Source organism: Pseudoxanthomonas putridarboris (assembly GCF_038321125.1).
GTDB classification, from domain to species: domain Bacteria; phylum Pseudomonadota; class Gammaproteobacteria; order Xanthomonadales; family Xanthomonadaceae; genus Pseudoxanthomonas_A; species Pseudoxanthomonas_A putridarboris.
On the sequence record NZ_JBBWWT010000008.1, the window covers coordinates 107,479 to 123,458 of the forward strand.

General features: G+C 68.9%; 20 protein-coding genes. 10 read left to right on the forward strand and 10 right to left on the reverse strand.

Going from position 1 to position 15,980, the window contains the following annotated elements:
- Positions 1–23 precede the first annotated feature (23 nt).
- The 4 genes from AAD027_RS15575 to AAD027_RS15590 all read right to left on the reverse strand — a co-directional run bounded on the left by AAD027_RS15575 (position 24) and on the right by AAD027_RS15590 (position 2,915).
- Positions 24–437, reverse strand: a complete 414-nt coding sequence (locus tag AAD027_RS15575; protein ID WP_341726945.1) for a VOC family protein — start codon at positions 435–437, stop codon at positions 24–26.
- Positions 438–547: 110 nt separating this feature from the next.
- On the reverse strand, positions 548–937 hold the full coding sequence (locus AAD027_RS15580; protein ID WP_341726946.1) for an MmcQ/YjbR family DNA-binding protein: 390 nt from the start codon (positions 935–937) through the stop codon (positions 548–550).
- Between the two features lie 100 nt (positions 938–1,037).
- Positions 1,038–1,901, reverse strand: coding sequence for an SDR family oxidoreductase (locus AAD027_RS15585; RefSeq protein ID WP_341726947.1), 864 nt, complete (start codon positions 1,899–1,901; stop codon positions 1,038–1,040).
- A 123-nt stretch (positions 1,902–2,024) separates the two neighbouring features.
- Positions 2,025–2,915 (reverse strand): TIGR01777 family oxidoreductase, encoded by an 891-nt coding sequence (locus tag AAD027_RS15590; protein ID WP_341726948.1) that lies wholly within the window; start codon positions 2,913–2,915, stop codon positions 2,025–2,027.
- Between the two features lie 128 nt (positions 2,916–3,043).
- On the opposite strand from AAD027_RS15590, the gene AAD027_RS15595 reads away from it, so the two are divergent.
- The 6 genes from AAD027_RS15595 to AAD027_RS15620 all read left to right on the forward strand — a co-directional run bounded on the left by AAD027_RS15595 (position 3,044) and on the right by AAD027_RS15620 (position 6,785).
- Positions 3,044–3,751 carry an alpha/beta fold hydrolase gene (locus AAD027_RS15595; protein WP_341726949.1) on the forward strand — a complete coding sequence of 236 codons (708 nt, stop codon included), beginning with the start codon at positions 3,044–3,046 and terminating at the stop codon, positions 3,749–3,751.
- 114 nt (positions 3,752–3,865) lie between these two features.
- A complete protein-coding gene (gene gnd, locus AAD027_RS15600) occupies positions 3,866–4,771 on the forward strand; it encodes a phosphogluconate dehydrogenase (NAD(+)-dependent, decarboxylating) (RefSeq protein ID WP_341726950.1) in 906 nt (301 codons plus the stop codon).
- Positions 4,772–4,990: 219 nt separating this feature from the next.
- A complete protein-coding gene (locus AAD027_RS15605) occupies positions 4,991–5,668 on the forward strand; it encodes a type 1 glutamine amidotransferase domain-containing protein (protein WP_341726951.1) in 678 nt (225 codons plus the stop codon).
- Positions 5,669–5,734: 66 nt separating this feature from the next.
- Complete coding sequence (locus AAD027_RS15610) at positions 5,735–6,022, forward strand: DUF3247 family protein (protein ID WP_341726952.1); 288 nt, start codon at positions 5,735–5,737, stop codon at positions 6,020–6,022.
- A 46-nt stretch (positions 6,023–6,068) separates the two neighbouring features.
- Positions 6,069–6,263, forward strand: coding sequence for a CPXCG motif-containing cysteine-rich protein (locus tag AAD027_RS15615; protein WP_341726953.1), 195 nt, complete (start codon positions 6,069–6,071; stop codon positions 6,261–6,263).
- A 78-nt stretch (positions 6,264–6,341) separates the two neighbouring features.
- Positions 6,342–6,785, forward strand: coding sequence for a hypothetical protein (locus AAD027_RS15620; RefSeq protein ID WP_341726954.1), 444 nt, complete (start codon positions 6,342–6,344; stop codon positions 6,783–6,785).
- Positions 6,786–6,891: 106 nt separating this feature from the next.
- Here AAD027_RS15620 and AAD027_RS15625 read toward each other — a convergent pair whose 3' ends face one another.
- Together AAD027_RS15625 and AAD027_RS15630 are read right to left on the reverse strand one after the other, a co-directional pair.
- Positions 6,892–8,739, reverse strand: a complete 1,848-nt coding sequence (locus AAD027_RS15625; RefSeq protein ID WP_341726955.1) for an ABC transporter ATP-binding protein — start codon at positions 8,737–8,739, stop codon at positions 6,892–6,894.
- A 59-nt stretch (positions 8,740–8,798) separates the two neighbouring features.
- A complete protein-coding gene (locus AAD027_RS15630; RefSeq protein ID WP_341726956.1) occupies positions 8,799–9,371 on the reverse strand; it encodes an NADPH-dependent FMN reductase in 573 nt (190 codons plus the stop codon).
- Between the two features lie 69 nt (positions 9,372–9,440).
- Between AAD027_RS15630 and soxR the strand changes: the two genes are divergently transcribed.
- Together soxR and AAD027_RS15640 are read left to right on the forward strand one after the other, a co-directional pair.
- Positions 9,441–9,905: a redox-sensitive transcriptional activator SoxR gene (gene soxR, locus AAD027_RS15635; RefSeq protein ID WP_341726957.1), complete on the forward strand. Its 465-nt coding sequence runs from the start codon at positions 9,441–9,443 to the stop codon at positions 9,903–9,905.
- Between the two features lie 9 nt (positions 9,906–9,914).
- Entirely contained in the window at positions 9,915–10,505 is a 591-nt protein-coding gene (locus tag AAD027_RS15640; protein WP_341726958.1) for an HAD family hydrolase, read from the forward strand.
- 207 nt (positions 10,506–10,712) lie between these two features.
- On the opposite strand, the gene AAD027_RS15645 is transcribed toward AAD027_RS15640, so the two are convergent.
- A complete protein-coding gene (locus AAD027_RS15645) occupies positions 10,713–11,750 on the reverse strand; it encodes an oxidoreductase (RefSeq protein ID WP_341726959.1) in 1,038 nt (345 codons plus the stop codon).
- Positions 11,751–11,923: 173 nt separating this feature from the next.
- Here AAD027_RS15645 and AAD027_RS15650 point away from each other — a divergent pair, with 173 nt between their 5' ends.
- Positions 11,924–12,280, forward strand: a complete 357-nt coding sequence (locus AAD027_RS15650; RefSeq protein ID WP_341726960.1) for a BON domain-containing protein — start codon at positions 11,924–11,926, stop codon at positions 12,278–12,280.
- Positions 12,281–12,433: 153 nt separating this feature from the next.
- On the forward strand, positions 12,434–12,964 hold the full coding sequence (locus tag AAD027_RS15655; protein ID WP_341726982.1) for a lipocalin family protein: 531 nt from the start codon (positions 12,434–12,436) through the stop codon (positions 12,962–12,964).
- Between the two features lie 174 nt (positions 12,965–13,138).
- On the opposite strand, the gene AAD027_RS15660 is transcribed toward AAD027_RS15655, so the two are convergent.
- From AAD027_RS15660 to AAD027_RS15670, 3 genes are all read right to left on the reverse strand, one after another.
- The gene (locus AAD027_RS15660; protein WP_341726961.1) at positions 13,139–13,654 is read right to left on the reverse strand and encodes an acyloxyacyl hydrolase; all 516 of its coding nucleotides are present in this window, start codon (positions 13,652–13,654) and stop codon (positions 13,139–13,141) included.
- 166 nt (positions 13,655–13,820) lie between these two features.
- Positions 13,821–15,236, reverse strand: a complete 1,416-nt coding sequence (locus AAD027_RS15665) for an efflux transporter outer membrane subunit (protein WP_341726962.1) — start codon at positions 15,234–15,236, stop codon at positions 13,821–13,823.
- Positions 15,230–15,964, reverse strand: coding sequence for an SDR family oxidoreductase (locus AAD027_RS15670; protein WP_341726963.1), 735 nt, complete (start codon positions 15,962–15,964; stop codon positions 15,230–15,232). Before AAD027_RS15670 ends, AAD027_RS15665 begins: the two co-directional genes overlap by 7 nt.
- Between the last annotated feature and the right edge of the window lie 16 nt (positions 15,965–15,980).

A 15,980-nucleotide genomic window follows, 5' to 3' on the forward strand; every position in this document is an offset into this window, starting at 1 on the left:
ATCATCGCCGCATCCCGCCAAGGTCATGCGTCCTTCTCGCAATTGACCATCCACGGCACGCCGAAACGATCCACCAGCATGCCGAAGCGCACCGCCCAGAACGTCTGGTCCAGCGGCATGGTGACTTGGCCGCCTTCCGACAGCGCGGCGAACACGCGCTCGGCCTCGGCGACGCTGCCCACGGCCAGCGCCACCGAGCAGCCCTTCACGCCCTCGTAGGGGTAGTCCGGGTGGTTGTCCGATCCCATCAGCACGGTCTGCCCGAACGTCACGTACGTATGCATGATCTTGTCCTTGTGGCTGGCCGGCATGTCCTCGCAGCCCGGCGACTCGCCGAAGCGCATCAGCGGCCCCAACTCGCCGCCGGTGGCCTTGGCATAGAAGGTGAAGGCGGCTTCGCAGTCGCCGTCGAAAACAAGATAGGGATTGACGTTCATGGCGGTCTCCAGTGGGCGGTGGCAACACGGTCGCGCGCCGGCGGCGTGCCGGTGCAGTCCGTTCTTTTCTTCGACGAACCAGCAAGCGCTGGATCGACACGGGCATGGCGTTATCTGCCATGGCCCCGGTCCACCGCATCGCCGCCTTCCGCGATGGCCCGTTGCTGGCGCTTGGGCAGCTTGTCCAGCGCGTGCCGGTAGGACCAACGCACCAGTTCGCGCAGGTAGTCCGAGGGCATGGCCGACACGTCCACGATGGTGATCCAGCGGTGGTTGCCCAGCCAGCGCGCCGGCTTGATGCCGGGCTGGTCGGTCAGTTCCAGGAAGCGTTCCGGCGTGACCTTCACGCTGAAGCGCCAGCGCTCCGGCTCGCTGGTCTTGAAATGGGCGAAGCGCTTGCCGCCCACCGCGTACACCAGGATGTTGGCGGGCTCTCCATGCAGCGTTTCGCTGGCGCCGGGCAGGGTGCGGCAGTGGCGTTTGAGGGCGGCTGTGTCCATGCGCGCATGCTAGCGCCGGCGTGCCGGCGGCGGACGGGTGAAGAGCGATGTCGAGGTCAGTCTCTGTCCTCAAGCGGATCCTGTTCCACCATGCATTGCGTCATGCCGAGATATGCCCGCCGCCGTTGACGTGGATCAGCTGGCCGGTGATGTAGCGGGCGTCGTCGCTGGCGAGGAAGACGTAGGCCGGCGCCACCTCCGAAGGCTGGCCGGGGCGCTTCATCAGCGTGTCCGAGCCGAACTCGGCCACCTGCTTGCGGGTGAACGAGGCGGGGATCAGCGGCGTCCAGATCGGTCCCGGCGCCACCGCGTTGACGCGGATGCCGCGGTCGGCCAGCGACTTGGCCAGCGAGAACGTCATCGCGTGGATCGCGCCCTTGGTGGCGGCGTAGTCCAGCAGCGTATCGTGGCCGCGCACGCCGGTCACCGAGCCGGTGTTGACGATGCAGCCGGTCCGGTCGGGCAGGTGTTCCAGCGCTGCATCGATCAGGTGGAAGAACGAGAACAGGTTGGTCTCGAACGTGTGTCGCAGGCGCGCCGGCGTGAGTTCTTCCGGTTCGTCCACCGGATACTGCTGCGCGTGGTTGTTGACCAGCACGTCCAGCGCGCCGAACCGCTTCACCGTGCGCGCCACCGCCTGCCGGCAGCGCGCCGGCGTGGCCAGGTTGCCGCGCAGCAGCAGGCATTGCTGGCCGGTGGCTTCCACCAGCCGCTGGGTCTCGCGCGCATCGTCGTCTTCCTCCAGATAGGCGATGGCCACGTCCGCCCCCTCGTGCGCGAAGTGCACCGCCACCGCGCGGCCGATGCCGCTGTCGCCGCCGGTCACCAGCGCCACCTTGCCGGCCAGCCGTTCGCTGCCGCGGTAACCGGCGCGGATGGTTTCCGGTTCCGGCCGCATGCGCGGTTGCCGGCCGGGCTGGCGGCGCTGGGTCTGCGGCGGGTTGACGCGCTTCTTGGCGGGCATGGACGGATTCCTCCAGCGGGCTGCGAGGCATCCGATGCTCGGCGAGAAGGCGTTATCGACCCGTGGGCATCCGATGAAGAACGGGTTTCCCCGTTCAGCGGCGGCATGACCGCATGGTTCGTGTCAGTGCCGCCGCAGCAGGTCGTGCAGCGCGGCATCCAGCGTGGGGAACCGGAAATCGAAGCCCTCCGCCAGCGCGTGCGCCGGCAGCACGCGCTGGCCGGTCAGCAACAACTGCGCCATCTCGCCGAACACCAGTTTCAACACGGGCGCCGGCGTGGGCAGCAGGGCCGGGCGATGCAGCGCCTTGCCCAGCGACCTGGCGAAGTCGCGGTTGGTCGCCGGCTGCGGGGCGGTGCCGTTGTAGGCGCCGCCGGCGTGGTCGCTGTCCAGCAGCCACTGGATCAGCCGCACCAGGTCGTCGCGATGGATCCAGCTCATCCACTGGCGTCCGTCGCCCATCGGCCCGCCGGCGCCCAACCGGAATGGTGGCAGCATCTTCGCCAGCGCGCCGCCGTCGGCGGCCAGCACGATGCCGGTGCGCACGCGGCAGGTGCGCACGTCCAGTGCCTCGGCGTGGATCGCCTCGGTTTCCCAGTCGCGGCACAACTGCGCCGCGAAGTCGTCGCCGGGCGATGCGGACTCGTCCAGGGGAGTGTCGTCGCGCGGGCCGTAGTAGCCGATCGCCGAGCCGCTGACCAGCACGCGCGGCCGTACCGGCTGGCGCGCCATCCAGGCCACCAGTTGCTGCGTGGTGCCGATGCGCGAGGTGCGGAAGGCCTGCTTGCGCGCGGCATTCCAGCGTCCCGCGGTCAGCGGTTCGCCGGCCAGGTTGACCACCGCCTCCACGTCGCGGGCTTCGTCCAGCGAGGCGATCGCGCGGACGGCGGACAGGCGCGTACGTGCTCGCGCCGGATCGCGCGTCAGCACGGTCAGCGCGTGGCCGGCCTGCAGCAGGCGGTCGCAGAGCGCGGTGCCGATGAAGCCGGTACCGCCGGTGATCAGGACATGCATGGGAGCCACGACGGAGGAGGCAGGCCGAGTCTACGCCGGCGCGCGTGTGGCGCATGTGTTGCGCTGGTGGGATGGACCGTCGGGCGCGCGGCCGGGCCGGTCCGGCGCGCGCCCACTACAATGGCGGCATGTCATCGACGTCGCGGATCCCCCTGCTGTTGCTGCCCGGCCTGCTGTGCGACGCGCGGTTGTGGCGCGACCCGGCGCAGGCGCTGGCCGACGTGGCGGAGCTGCATCACCCGGACCTCACCCGCGACGACAGCGTGGCCGGCATGGCCGCGCGCGTACTGGCCGCCGCGCCGCCGACGTTCGCGCTGGCCGGGCTGTCGATGGGCGGCTACGTGGCGTTCGAGATACTGCGGCAGGCGCCGCAGCGGGTGCTGAAACTGGCCCTGCTGGACACCAGCGCGCGGCTGGACCCGCCCAGGCGGAAGGCCGTGCGGCTGGCCGGGCTGGCGCTGGCCGAGGCCGGCCGCTTCGCCGGCGTCACCCGCAAGCTGCTGCCGCAACTGGTGCATGAAAGCCGCGTGGACACGGAGGTCGGCGAGGACGTGATGGCGATGGCCCAGCGCGTCGGCCTGGAGGCCTTCCTGCGCCAGCAGCGCGCGATCATCGACCGCCCCGATTCGCAGCCGTTGCTGCCCACGTTGACCCAGCCCACGCTGGTGGCGGTGGGCGAGGACGACCGCATGACGCTGCCGGAGGAATCGCGGCTGCTGCACGAGCGGATCCCGAACGCGCGGCTGCACGTGTTCGCGCGCTGCGGCCACCTGCCGCCGATGGAACTGCCACGGGATACCGCGCAGGTGCTGCGCGACTGGCTGCTGGCGGCATGAACCCGACACCTTCCGCGCGCACCGCCATGCAGGCATCGCGGCCACGTCGCCGCGACGATGCGGTCGCGCGCCATCCTCCTTTTCTTCTTTCCACATGACCGCACGGGAGTACGCATGGAACTGGCAATGATCGGACTGGGCCGCATGGGCGCCAACATGGCCGAGCGCCTCGCGCGGGGCGGGCACACCGTGCACGGCTTCGACCCGGGCGAAGCGGCGCGCCAGCAGGCGGCCGCGCGCGGGATCGCCGCGCACGCCACGCTCGCGGAAACCGTCGCCGCGCTGCCGTCGCCGCGCGTGCTGTGGCTGATGGTGCCGGCGGGGAAGATCGTCGACGACACGCTGGCGCAGCTGCAGCCGCTGCTGGCCGCGGGCGATACGGTGATCGACGGCGGCAATTCCAACTACAAGGACAGCCAGCGCCGCGCCGTGCAGCTGGCCGACGCCGGCATCCATTACGTCGATTGCGGCACCAGCGGCGGCGTCTGGGGCCTGGCCGAGGGCTACAGCCTGATGATCGGCGGCGATGCCGGGGCGGTGGAACGCCTGCGCCCGGTTTTCGCCACCTTGGCGCCGTCGCAGGACAGCGGTTGGGGACATGTCGGCCCCGCGGGCGCCGGCCACTTCGCCAAGATGGTCCACAACGGCATCGAGTACGGGATGATGCAGGCCTATGCGGAAGGCTTCGCCATCCTCAAGCAGAAGCGGGAAATGGGCTTCGACCTGGGCGCGCTGGCCGAGATCTGGCGCGAGGGCAGCGTGGTGCGTTCGTGGCTGCTGGACCTGACCGCCGATGCGCTGAAGAAGAACCCGGAGATGCAGGGCATTGCGCCGTACGTGGAGGATTCCGGCGAAGGCCGCTGGACGGTGGCCGAGGCGATCGACCTGAACGTGTCGGCGCCGGTGATCACGCTGTCGCTGCTGGAGCGGCTGCGCTCGCGCGACGACGATTCCTACACCGACAAGCTGCTGGCGGCGATGCGCAACGAGTTCGGCGGGCATGCGGTCAAGAAGGAATGACGCCTCCCCTGTAGGAGCGGCTTTAGCCGCGACCGCACCGCAGGAAAGCAGAAGTCGCCAGTGGGGAAGAGCGCGTCGCCACGCGACAGGGTGGGGGAACAACAAAGGGCTGCTTTCTTCCCCGGGCGCGGTCGCGGCTAAAGCCGCTCCTACAGGCGCTCACCGGTCCTTATCGATCCGGCTGCTAGCGTTGTCCTCCTTCGTTCACGGGACTCCGCCATGAAGATCCTGATGGTGCTCACCTCCCACGACCGGCTGGGAGATACCGGCCAGAAGACCGGCTTCTGGTTGGAGGAATTCGCCGCGCCGTACTACGTGTTCAAGGACGCCGGCGCCGAGATCGTGTTGGCGTCGCCGAAAGGCGGACAGCCGCCGCTGGACCCCAAGAGCGACGCGCCCGATGCGCAGACCGCCGCCACCGTGCGCTTCAGCGGCGATGCCGATGCGGTGGCCGCGCTGGCCGCCACGCGCAGGCTGGCCGACGTGGCGAAGGACGAATTCGACGCGGTGTTCTACCCCGGAGGGCATGGCCCGCTGTGGGACCTGGCCGAGGATCGCGATTCCATCCGGCTGATAGAAACCACGTTTTCCGCTGGCAAGCCGGTTGCGGCGGTATGCCATGGCCCGGCCGTGTTCCGTCACGCCCGCGGTGCGCTGGGCGAACCGCTGGTGAAGGACAAGCGCGTCACCGCGTTCTCCAATGCGGAGGAAGACGCGGTCGGGCTGGGCGACGTGGTGCCGTTCTCGCTGGAGGACATGCTGAAGGCCAACGGTGCCGCCTATGAACGCGGCGAACCGTGGCAGAGCTACGTCGTCACCGACGGCAGGCTGGTGACCGGACAGAATCCGGCGTCGTCCGAAGAAGCGGCGCAGGAAGTGCTTCGGCTGCTGCGCTGACGCGTTCACGGCGGTTTACCCGGCCGCGGCTACAGTGCCCGTCCAGGCCCTGCACGGAGAACGGACATGATCGGAGTACCGGAGCATCTGTATACGCGGCGGGCCGACATCGCGCGCCTCGAGGCGCTGATCGTGCAGTTGCCGCAGGAGGCGCGGGTGGAACTGCACCTGACCGATGGCAGCCGGGTGACCGGCACCGTGTCCACGCGGCCCAGCATGCAGACCTTCCGCAATGCGAAAGGCGTGGAGGGCACCAATGCGGGCGTGCGCATCGACGACCGCGCGCATCCGGAAAAAGCGCACTATCTTTGGATAGACCGGATCGCGTCGGTCACCTCGCTGGGTCCCGCCTGATCGCGGCACGGTCATCCGGCCGCCTGCCCGAAGCGGAGTACACCCGATGCCGCAACTGCCCAGCGCCGACATCCCGTGCCCCTATTGCGGGGAGACCATCACCGTCTTCGTCGACGATTCCGCGGGCGAGCAGCAGTACATCGAGGATTGCCAGGTCTGCTGCCGGCCCATCGAGATCCACGTGAGCCTGGACGAGGACGGCGTGCCGGACGTGCGTGCCTGGGGGCAGGACGACGCCTGAGCCGACGAACGCAGGTGCGACGACGCGGCGATCGGCGCTATGCTCGCCCCGGTCCGACCACACGCCTGGGGAGGGAAGATGAATACGACCACCGCCGTGCCTTCCGTGCGTCCGCGCAGCTATTGGGCGATCGCCGTGCTGGCGCTGATCTGGAACCTGATCGGCGCCGCCATGCTTTACCTGCAGGTGAACATGCCCACCAAAGCGCTGGCGCAGATGACCGAACCGCAACGCCAGGTGTACGAGGCCACGCCGCAGTGGCTGAACATCGCCTTCGCGGTGGCGGTCCTCGGCGGCGTGCTGGGCGCCATCGGCCTGTTGATGAAGAAGCGCTGGGCGGCCACGCTGTTCCTGCTGTCGCTGATCGGCCTGCTGGTGCAGCTGATCGGCGCCTACGTGGTGACGCCGGCGTGGGCTGCCTATGGTGTGGCGGGGCTGGTGATGCCGGCCGTGCTGCTGGCGATCGCGGTGTTCCTGCTGTGGTACGCCAACAGGGCGCAGGATCGCGGCTGGTTGGCCTGAGAGCAGGGGCCGGAGGCCAGAGACCAGGCAAGAAGCGGACGTCGCTGCCGCGGGTCCGTGCATGGGATGCCGCAACGGATCATTCTCCGACCACTGACCCCTGACCTCACGCCTCCGCGTCTTCCAGGTCCACGCCGATGAAGCCGCCGGACTGGCGGCGCCACAACGCGGCGTACAGGCCGTCCTGCCGCAGCAGCTCCTCGTGGCTGCCGCTTTCGATGATGCGGCCTTGGTCCATCACCACCAGCCGGTCCAGCACGGCGATGGTGGACAGCCGGTGGGCGATGGCGATCACCGTCTTGCCTTCCATCAGCGCGTACAACTGCTCCTGGATGGCGGCCTCGACCTCCGAGTCCAGCGCCGAGGTCGCTTCGTCCAGCACCAGGATGGGCGCGTCCTTCAGCAGCACGCGGGCGATGGCCACGCGCTGGCGCTGGCCGCCGGACAGCTTGACGCCGCGCTCGCCCACCTGGGTGTCGTAGCCGCTCCGCCCCTTGGCGTCGGTCAGGTCCCGGATGAACTCGTCGGCGTGCGCGCGCTGCGAGGCCTGCAGCAACTCGGCCTCGCTCGCATCGGGGCGGCCGTAGCGGATGTTGTCGCGGATGGAGCGGTGCAGCAGCGAGGTGTCCTGGGTGACCATGCCGATGTTCCGGCGCAGCGATTCCTGCGTCACCTGCGCCACGTCCTGGCCGTCGATCAGGATGCGGCCGCCCTCCACATCGTAGAAGCGCAGCAGCAGGTTGACCAGGGTGGACTTGCCGGCGCCGGAGCGGCCGACGATGCCGACCTTCTCGCCCGGCCGGATGACCAGCGACAGATCATCGATGACCTTGGCCTTGCGGCCGTAGTGGAACCTGACGTGGTCGAAGCGGATTTCGCCGTTGCGCACCACCAGGTCCTTCGCCCCGCTGGCGTCGGCGATGGCCAGCGGCTGGGCGAGGGTGGCGATGCCGTCCTGCACGGTGCCGATGTTCTCGAACAGGCCGGCGACCTCCCACAGGATCCAGTCCGACATCGAGCGGATGCGCATCACCAGCGCGATGGCCACGGCGATGGCGCCCAGCGAGATCGACGACTGCAGCCACGCCCACACCGCGATACCGCCGATGCTGGCCAGCAGCAGCGCATTCAACGTGTGCAGGCTGACCGTCAGCTGGGTCACCAGCCGCATCTGCCCGTGCACGGTCTGCATGAACTCGTCCATCGCGTCGCGCGCGTAGTCCTGTTCGCGCATCGTGTGGGCGAACAGCTTGATGGTCTGGATGTTGGTGTAGCTGTCGACGATGCGGCCGGTCATCTGCGCGCGCGCGTCGGACTGCGCCATCGACACCTTCTGCAGGCGCGGCACGAAGTGGAACAGGATGGTCAGGTAGCCGCCCAGCCACAGCACCAGCGGCAGCACCAGCCACAGGTCGGCCTGGCCCACCAGCACCACGGTGCCGACGAAGTAGACGATGACGTAGACGAACACGTCCATCAGCTTCATCACCGTCTCGCGGATCGACAGCGCGGTCTGCATGACCTTCTGCGAGATGCGCCCGGCGAACTCGTCCTGGAAGAACGACACGCTCTGCCGAAGCAGGTAGCGGTGCGACTGCCAGCGCGCGATCATCGGGTAGTTGCCGAAGATGGTCTGGTGGATGATCAGCGACTGCACCAGCACCAGCAGCGGGTAGGCGACCACGACCAGCGCGCCCATCAGCAGCAGCCGTCGGCCGTGGGTCTGCATGAAGGTGCCGCGGTCGGCCGCGCCCATCCAGTCGACCAACTGGCCCATGTAGTCGAAGAAGGTGATCTCCAGCGCGGAGATCGCGCCGGTCAGCACCGACATCAGGATCAGCCACGGCAGCAACGGCCGCGAGAAATGCAGCAGGAACGGCAGCAGCTTCCGCGGTGGCGTGGCGGGCTCGTCCTTGGGATAGGGATCGATGCGTTTTTCGAAGAATCGGAACATGTATCTGTCAGTCCATGGCGGGTGCCGCCTTCAGGCGCACCGGGAACGGGAAACCCTGCTCAGCCGCCGGGATACGGCCACGCCGCGCGCGCCTGGCGCAGTGCGTATCCGTACCAGGCCAACTGGTCCAGCATGCGCGTGGCCGCCCGTCGGCTGTCCTCGCCGTCGCGCGGCTGCCCGGTGGCATCGAAGCGGTCCCACGCCTGCGGGAAATGCACCGCGTTGCGCACCGGCACCGCATGCAGGCCGGAGAACACCTGCCGCAGTTGCTCCACCGCGCGGGTGCCCCCGCTCATGCCGCCGTAGGCGACGAACGCGACCGGCTTGGCCTGCCAGTGGGCCTGGACCGAGTCGATCACGAACTTCAGCGCGGCGGGGTAGCCGTGATTGTACTCCGGCACCACCAGCACGAAGGCGTCGGCGCGCCAGATGCGTTGCTGCAGGTTCACCAGGTCGGCGCTGGGCGCGCCGCCGTGCCGGTGGGGCAGGTCGAGCAGCACCGGATCTATCGCGTCCACGGTGTAGTCGCGGCGCTGGTCGATCAGCGTGCGCAGCCAGTCGGCCACGGTGTCGCAGAAGCGGCCTTCGCGCGTGCTGCCGTACAGCAGGGCGAGGTTGAGGGGAGCGGTCATGCGGCATCGGGTCTTGTCATCTCGGAAGGCACAGGGTAGAACCTCAACCAATATTGAGGTCAACCCCGCATGACGAAGTCCACCCATCCCCCCATCGATACCGAACTCACCGTCGGCCAGGTGGCGTCGCGCGCCGGCGTCGCGGTGTCCACGCTCCACTTCTACGAGGCCAAGGGCCTGATCCACAGCTGGCGCAACGCGGGCAACCAGCGCCGCTATCCGCGCGAGGTGCTGCGCCGCGTGGCCGTCATCAAGGTCGCGCAGCGCACCGGCATCCCGCTGGCGGAGATCCAGTCCGCACTGTCGTCGCTGCCGGAGAACCGCACCCCCACCGCCGCCGACTGGAAGAAGCTCTCGTCGCGCTGGCGCGCGTCGCTGGAAGCGCGCATCGAATGCCTGGTCCGCCTGCGCGACCAGCTGGACGGCTGCATCGGCTGCGGCTGCCTGTCGCTGAAATCCTGCCCGCTGCGCAATCCGTGGGACGAACTGGGCGAGCAGGGCCCGGGCGCGCGGTTGCTGGAACCTAAGGGATAGCAACGCCCGATGAACCTGGCCTTGTTCGACTTCGACGGCACCATCACCACGCGGGAGATGTTTCCCGACTTCATGCGCTTCGCCGTCGCGCCGCGCCGGCTGGCGGTGGGGAAGCTGCTGCTGGCGCCCCTCGTGGCCGGTTACCGGATGGGCTGGGTCGACGGCAATCTCACCCGCGCCAGCGTGGTGCAGGTGGGCCTGCGCGGCGTGGATGCGGCGCGGTTGCGCGAACGGGGCGAGGCGTTCGCCCGCGACGTGCTGCCCGGCGCCCTGCGGCCCGAGGCGATGGCGCGCATCGACTGGCACCGTGCGCAGGGCGACCGCATCGTCGTGGTATCCGGCGGGCTGGATGTCTACCTGGCGCCCTGGTGCCGGCGGCAGGGGCTGGAACTGCTCTGCTCCGTGCTGGCCATGCGCGGGGGCCGCATGGCCGGCTACGCGGGCGCGCAGTGCGTGGGAGACGAAAAGGTCCGGCGGATCAGGTCGCTGTGCGACCCCTCGGCCTATCGCGCGGTCTACGCCTATGGCGATACCCACGAGGACAATGCGATGCTGGCGATGGCGGACCGGCGGTTCTATCGCTGGAAGGAAGTGGCGTAAGAACCTGTTCACGATCTCGAAAAAGGAGTTCGTCATTCCGGCGAAAGCCGGAACCTAGTGTCTTTGCTCTTCGGAATGCTCGCGTCGACTCAATGAAAGTCGCTGGGTTCCGGCTTTCGCCGGAATGACGGGTCTTTTTTCTCGAATACCGGCCGCGCTTCTCGAAATCGTGAACAGGTTCTAAGGACTCCCCGCGCTCCTGCGGCATCACAGCGCGAGCGCGCGGCCTTCCTCGGCGCTGCGCATGCCCAGTTCGATCAACCGCATCACCTCGATGGCCTGCTGCGGCGTCACCGGCGGCGCGGTGCCTTGCAGGATCGCGTCGCGCACCCCGGCGTAGTACTGGCGATAGTCGCCGCGAAGCGTTTCCACGTGGCGCGTACCGACGGTTCCTTCGGTCGCCAGCGTCAACTGGCCCGACCGCGGATCCTCGCCCCAGCCGGTCGAGCCGGGCGCGGCTCCCGCGCGCAGCTGGTCTTCCTGCATGTCCAGTCCATGCTTGACGAAACTGCCGCGCGTACCGTGCACCGCGAAGCGCAGGCCATTGGCGGCGACCAGCGTGCCGGCGTGCAGCACCACGCGATGCATGGGGTAGGCCAGCCGCACGTCGAAATAATCCGCGGCCTGCGCACCGTCGCGCAGCCGGGCGATGTCCGCCGTGATCGTTTCCGGCAGGCCGAACAGCTGCACGGCCTGGTCCAGCAGGTGCGGGCCCAGGTCGTACCACAGGCCGCCACCCGGCGCGTCGCGCTCGCGCCAGCGGTCCTGCACCACGGGCCGGAAACGGTCGAAGTGGGAATGGAATTCCGCCACCCGGCCAAGCGTCCCCGCTTCGATCAATTGCCGCACCGTCAGGAAGTCCGCATCCCAGCGGCGGTTCTGGAACACGCTGACGATGCGCCCGGCCCGCGCGGCGGCATCGACGACATCCCGTGCCTCCCGCACGGTCAGCGTGAACGGCTTGTCGACCACCACGTGCTTGCCCTGCGCCAATGCGGCCAGCGCGAGCGGCGCATGCGTGTCGTTCGGCGACGCGACCACCACCAGGTCCACCTCGTCGTCGGCGAAGGCCTCCGCGGCCTGCGCACGCACGCGCACGTCCGGATGGTCGGCATGCACCTTGCCGGCATCGCGCGACACCACGGCGTGCAACGTCAGGCCCGGCGTGTGCCGGATCAGCGGCGCATGGAAGACCTTGCCGACGAATCCGTAGCCGACCAGGGCAACCTTCAGGACATCCGGCATGGTATGCATCGCGTCGGAGGAGGAGGACGCATGATAGTTCGTCGTGCGGACGCTTTCATGTGCGATTCACCATGAATGCAGCGCAACGATGACGCGAGCGAGCCGATGTTTTCACGCGCGCTGTACGCCCGCCTCGCAAGACTGGCCCGGCGATACAAAGAGGAGGAAACATCATGAACAAGATTCGCACCCGTTCGCGCTCGCTGTTGGCCGCCGCGTTGTCGGTGGGCCTGCTGTCCGTCGCCGGCCATGGCATGGCGGCGATGCAGGCCAACGAGCCGGAGGAAAAGAACGCCGAATCGACCCAGCCGGTCAGCGACACATGGATCACCACCAAGGTGAAGGCCGACCTGCTGGCCACCGAGAACGTCTCCGGCCTGGACATCAAGGTCGAGACGGTCAACGGCGTCGTGACCCTGACCGGCGCGGTCGCCAACCAGGCGCAGAAGGACAAGGCCATGGAAGTGGCACGGAATATCGAGGGCGTCACCCGCGTGGATGACAGCGGCCTGACGCTCGCCTCGCGATAACCATCATCCCTGTTGTGGCACGGAGCGGGTGCGTCCCAGCGTAGGGCGCATCCGCTCCTCTGCTATTCCCCGCGCGTCGCGATGATCCCCGCGGGACAGCCGCATCCATTGCATGGGGCGAGCACGATGAAACGACGTTCCTGCCTGCCGCGCATGGCACTGGCGATCTGCCTGGGGGCCAGCGGCGCGATGCCTGTCTGGGCGGCCGGGCCGGTGGCCTCCGTGCCACGACTGGACATTTCGCGCTACGCGGGCCAGTGGCACGAGATCGCGCACCTGCCGATGGCGTTCCAGAAAGACTGCGCCAGCGACATCACCGCACGCTACTCGCTGGATGGGCCGGGCGGCCTTGTCGGCGTGCTCAATGCCTGCAAGACCCTCGACGGCGCGACGAAGCAGGCGCAGGGCGTGGCGCGCCCGGTGGAAGGGCATCCCGGGCGGCTGCAAGTGCGCTTCGCGCCGGACTGGCTGTCGTGGCTGCCCTGGGTGTGGGCGGACTACTGGGTGATCGCGCTGGACCCGGAGTACCAGTGGGCGATGGTCGGCGAACCCGACCGGGAATACCTGTGGATCCTGTCGCGCGAGCCGACGATGGACCGCGCGCGGTTCGAACAGCTGAAGACGCAGGCCGAAGCGATGGGCTACGACCTTGCGCCACTGATCATCGCCACGCCGTTGCGCTGATTTCCGCCGTCACCCTGTAGGAGCGGCTTCAGCCGCGACCGCGCCGCAGGAAACCTCAGGATGCCAGCGAGGACGAACGCGTCGCCACGCGGCAGGATGGGTGAACGACAAAAGGCTTGCATTCTTCCCGGCAGGCTGTCGCGGCTGAAGCCGCTCCTGCAAGAGCAGGGTGGATCAAAGCCTGCGCGTGTAGCGGAACTGCAGGAAGTTCTCGCCCGGGTTGGGGCGCTTGATGCGGGCATTGGAGAAATGCTGGATGCGCAGCGACCATTCGTGCTGCTGCTGCGCACCGAAACGCTTGCCCAAGGCGAGATGGTCGCCGAAGTTGAAGGTGGTGCTGAATTCCTTCTTCTCGGTGTTGTACTTGGGGAAGATGACGTTGGCGCCGATGCCGCCCTCGATGAACCAGCTCTCGCTCCAGCGGTTGGGGTGCAGGCGCAGGGCGGGCGTCAGGCCGACCTGCGTGCTGTTCTGCGAGTCGCTGTGCCAGCGGCCGACCTCGCCCTGCCACTGGCCGGTGACGCGGCCGAAGGAGTACTGCTTTTCCCAGCGCCAGTCGCGGCTCACGCCGATCGTCGCGGATTGCGCATCCTCGGCCACGCCGCCCTGCACGTAGAAGGCGGTCCGCGGCTCGGCCGCGGTGGCGTTCGGCGCGGTCACGGCCAACAGCGCGGCCAGCGCCAGGGGCAAGCCGGTACGCGAAGAGGGAGAGGAGGAAGGCAGTGCTGCAGGAGAAGCGGCGAGGGGATGCGCGGACACAGGGACACACTCGATCAGGGGGAGTCGGGCCGCGCCCGTGGGCGCGGCGATGTTTTTTCTTCCGTGGTGGATTCGAACCCGGCGGAACGGCGCCGGCTCAGGGCTGCGCCGCCAGCGCCGGGGCCACGTCCTGTTCGCCCCAGCCGCCCAGCGATTTGTAGATCGCCACCACCCCCACGTTCACGCCCGCCTCCGCCTGTGCCAGCGCGTCGTCGGCGGCCAGCTGGGTGCGCTGCGCGTCCAGCAGGGTGAGGAAGTCCGAAGAGCCGGCACGATACCGGACTTCGGCCAGTTCCGCTGCACGGCGGGCGGCAACGGATTGTTCCAGCCTCAATTTCAGCTGGGCCTGCTGCTTGGCATAGGACAGCAGTGCGTTTTCCGTGTCCTCCAGCGCGGCCAGCACGGTCTTCTCATACTCGGCGGCCACGCCGTCGGCCTGGGCCTCGGTGGCGCGCAGGCGCGCCCGCACGCTGCCCATGTCGAAGGCGGCCCAGCTGATCGACGGGGTCACCTGCCAGGCGCGGTTGTCGCCGTCGACCAGGTTGCCCCAGCCGCCGGACAGGAAGCCGATGAAGCCACGCAGGCTGACCCGCGGGAACAGGTCGGCGGTGGCGACGCCCACGCGCGCGGTGGCGGCGGCCAGGCGGCGTTCGGCGGCGCGCACGTCGGGCCGCTGGCGCAGCACCTCGGTGGTGTCGCCGATCGGCAGGGCCTTGGCGAAGGCCGGGGCTTCGCGCGGCGCCAGCAGCGTGTCCAGTTCGCCGGGGCGCTTGCCGACCAGCACGGCCAGGCGATGGCGCGACCGGCCTTCGGCCGCTTCCAGCGCGGGCACTTCGGCCTCCACCGCCCTCACCCGCGCCAGACTGCTCTGCACGTCCAGCTGGCTGCCCGCGCCCAGGTCGAAGCGCGACTCGGTCAGCCGCTGGGTTTCGCCCAGGGTCAGCAGGATCCGGCGGGCCACGTCGAGCCGCTTCTGCGTGCCGCGCAGCTCGAAGTAGTTGCGCGCCACTTCCGCGGCCACGATCACCTGCGCGTCCTGCAGTTCGTTGCGCTGGGCCTGCAGGTCGGCGTGCGCGGCCTCCACGCCGCGGCGCACGCGGCCGAACAGGTCCAGCTCCCACGCGGCGTCGAAGCCGGCGCTGTAGCTGTCCGTTTCCACGCGGCCTTCGCCTTCCACCGGCTGCTTGGTGCGGGTGCCTTCCACGCCGGCGGTGACGTGCGGGGCCAGGTCCCAGCGGCGTTCGCTGAACACCGCGCGGGCTTCGTTGACGCGCGCCACGGCGATGCGCATGTCGGGGTTGGCCAGCAGCGATTCGCGCACCAGCTGGTCCAGCACCGGATCGTCGAACTGGCCCCACCACGTGGCCACTGGGTAGTTGGGCCTGAAGTCGGCCGCCACCGCGTTCTGCACCGCCACGGGTGCCGTTGCCGGCGCCACGTAGTCGGGCCCCACGGTCACGCAACCGGCCAGCAGCACCGACGCGATGCCTGCGACGAGCGGACGGATCACCATGGCAGCACCTGTTCCAGATAGTAGTAACCACCCTGCGGGCCGTCGGCGTCGATCAGCGCCAGCTTCACGCTGGTGCGCGCGCCGTCGGCGATTTCGATCTCGCCCTCGCCGGCGTTCATGTCGGTCTTCACGTAGCCGGGATGGATGGTGTTGACCTTGATGGCGCTGTCGCGCAGTTCGTAGGCGAGCTGCACGGTCCACGCGTTCACCGCGCTCTTGGACACGTTGTAGGCCGGCACCTTGAAATCGTAGATCGGCGAGGCGGGGTCGCTGTGCAGCGTCAGCGAGCCCAGTATGCTCGACACGTTGACGATGCGGCCTGCGCTGGACTTGTGCAGCAGCGGCAGGAACGCCTGGGTCACTGCGACCAGGCCGAACAGGTTGGTCTCGAACGTGGCGCGCCAGACGTCGAGCGTCTGTTCCGAGACTTTCCTGCCCGGTTCGTCGACCAGGATGCCGGCGTTGTTGACCAGAATGTCCAGCCGGCCGTGGCGCTGTTCGATGTCCTTCACCGCCGCGGCGATGCTGGGCGCGTCGGTGACGTCCAGGGCGATGGCTTCCACCGGCAGGCCCTGGGCCTGCAGGTCCAGCGTGGCCTCCACGGCCTTCTCGCGGCTGCGGCCGGCGAGGATCGTGTGCACGCCGGCCTCGGCCAGCTGGCGCACGGTCTCGCGGCCGATGCCGCGGGTGGCGCCGGTGACGAGGGCGATCTTGGAAGAAGTATTCATGGCATGACCTCAATGG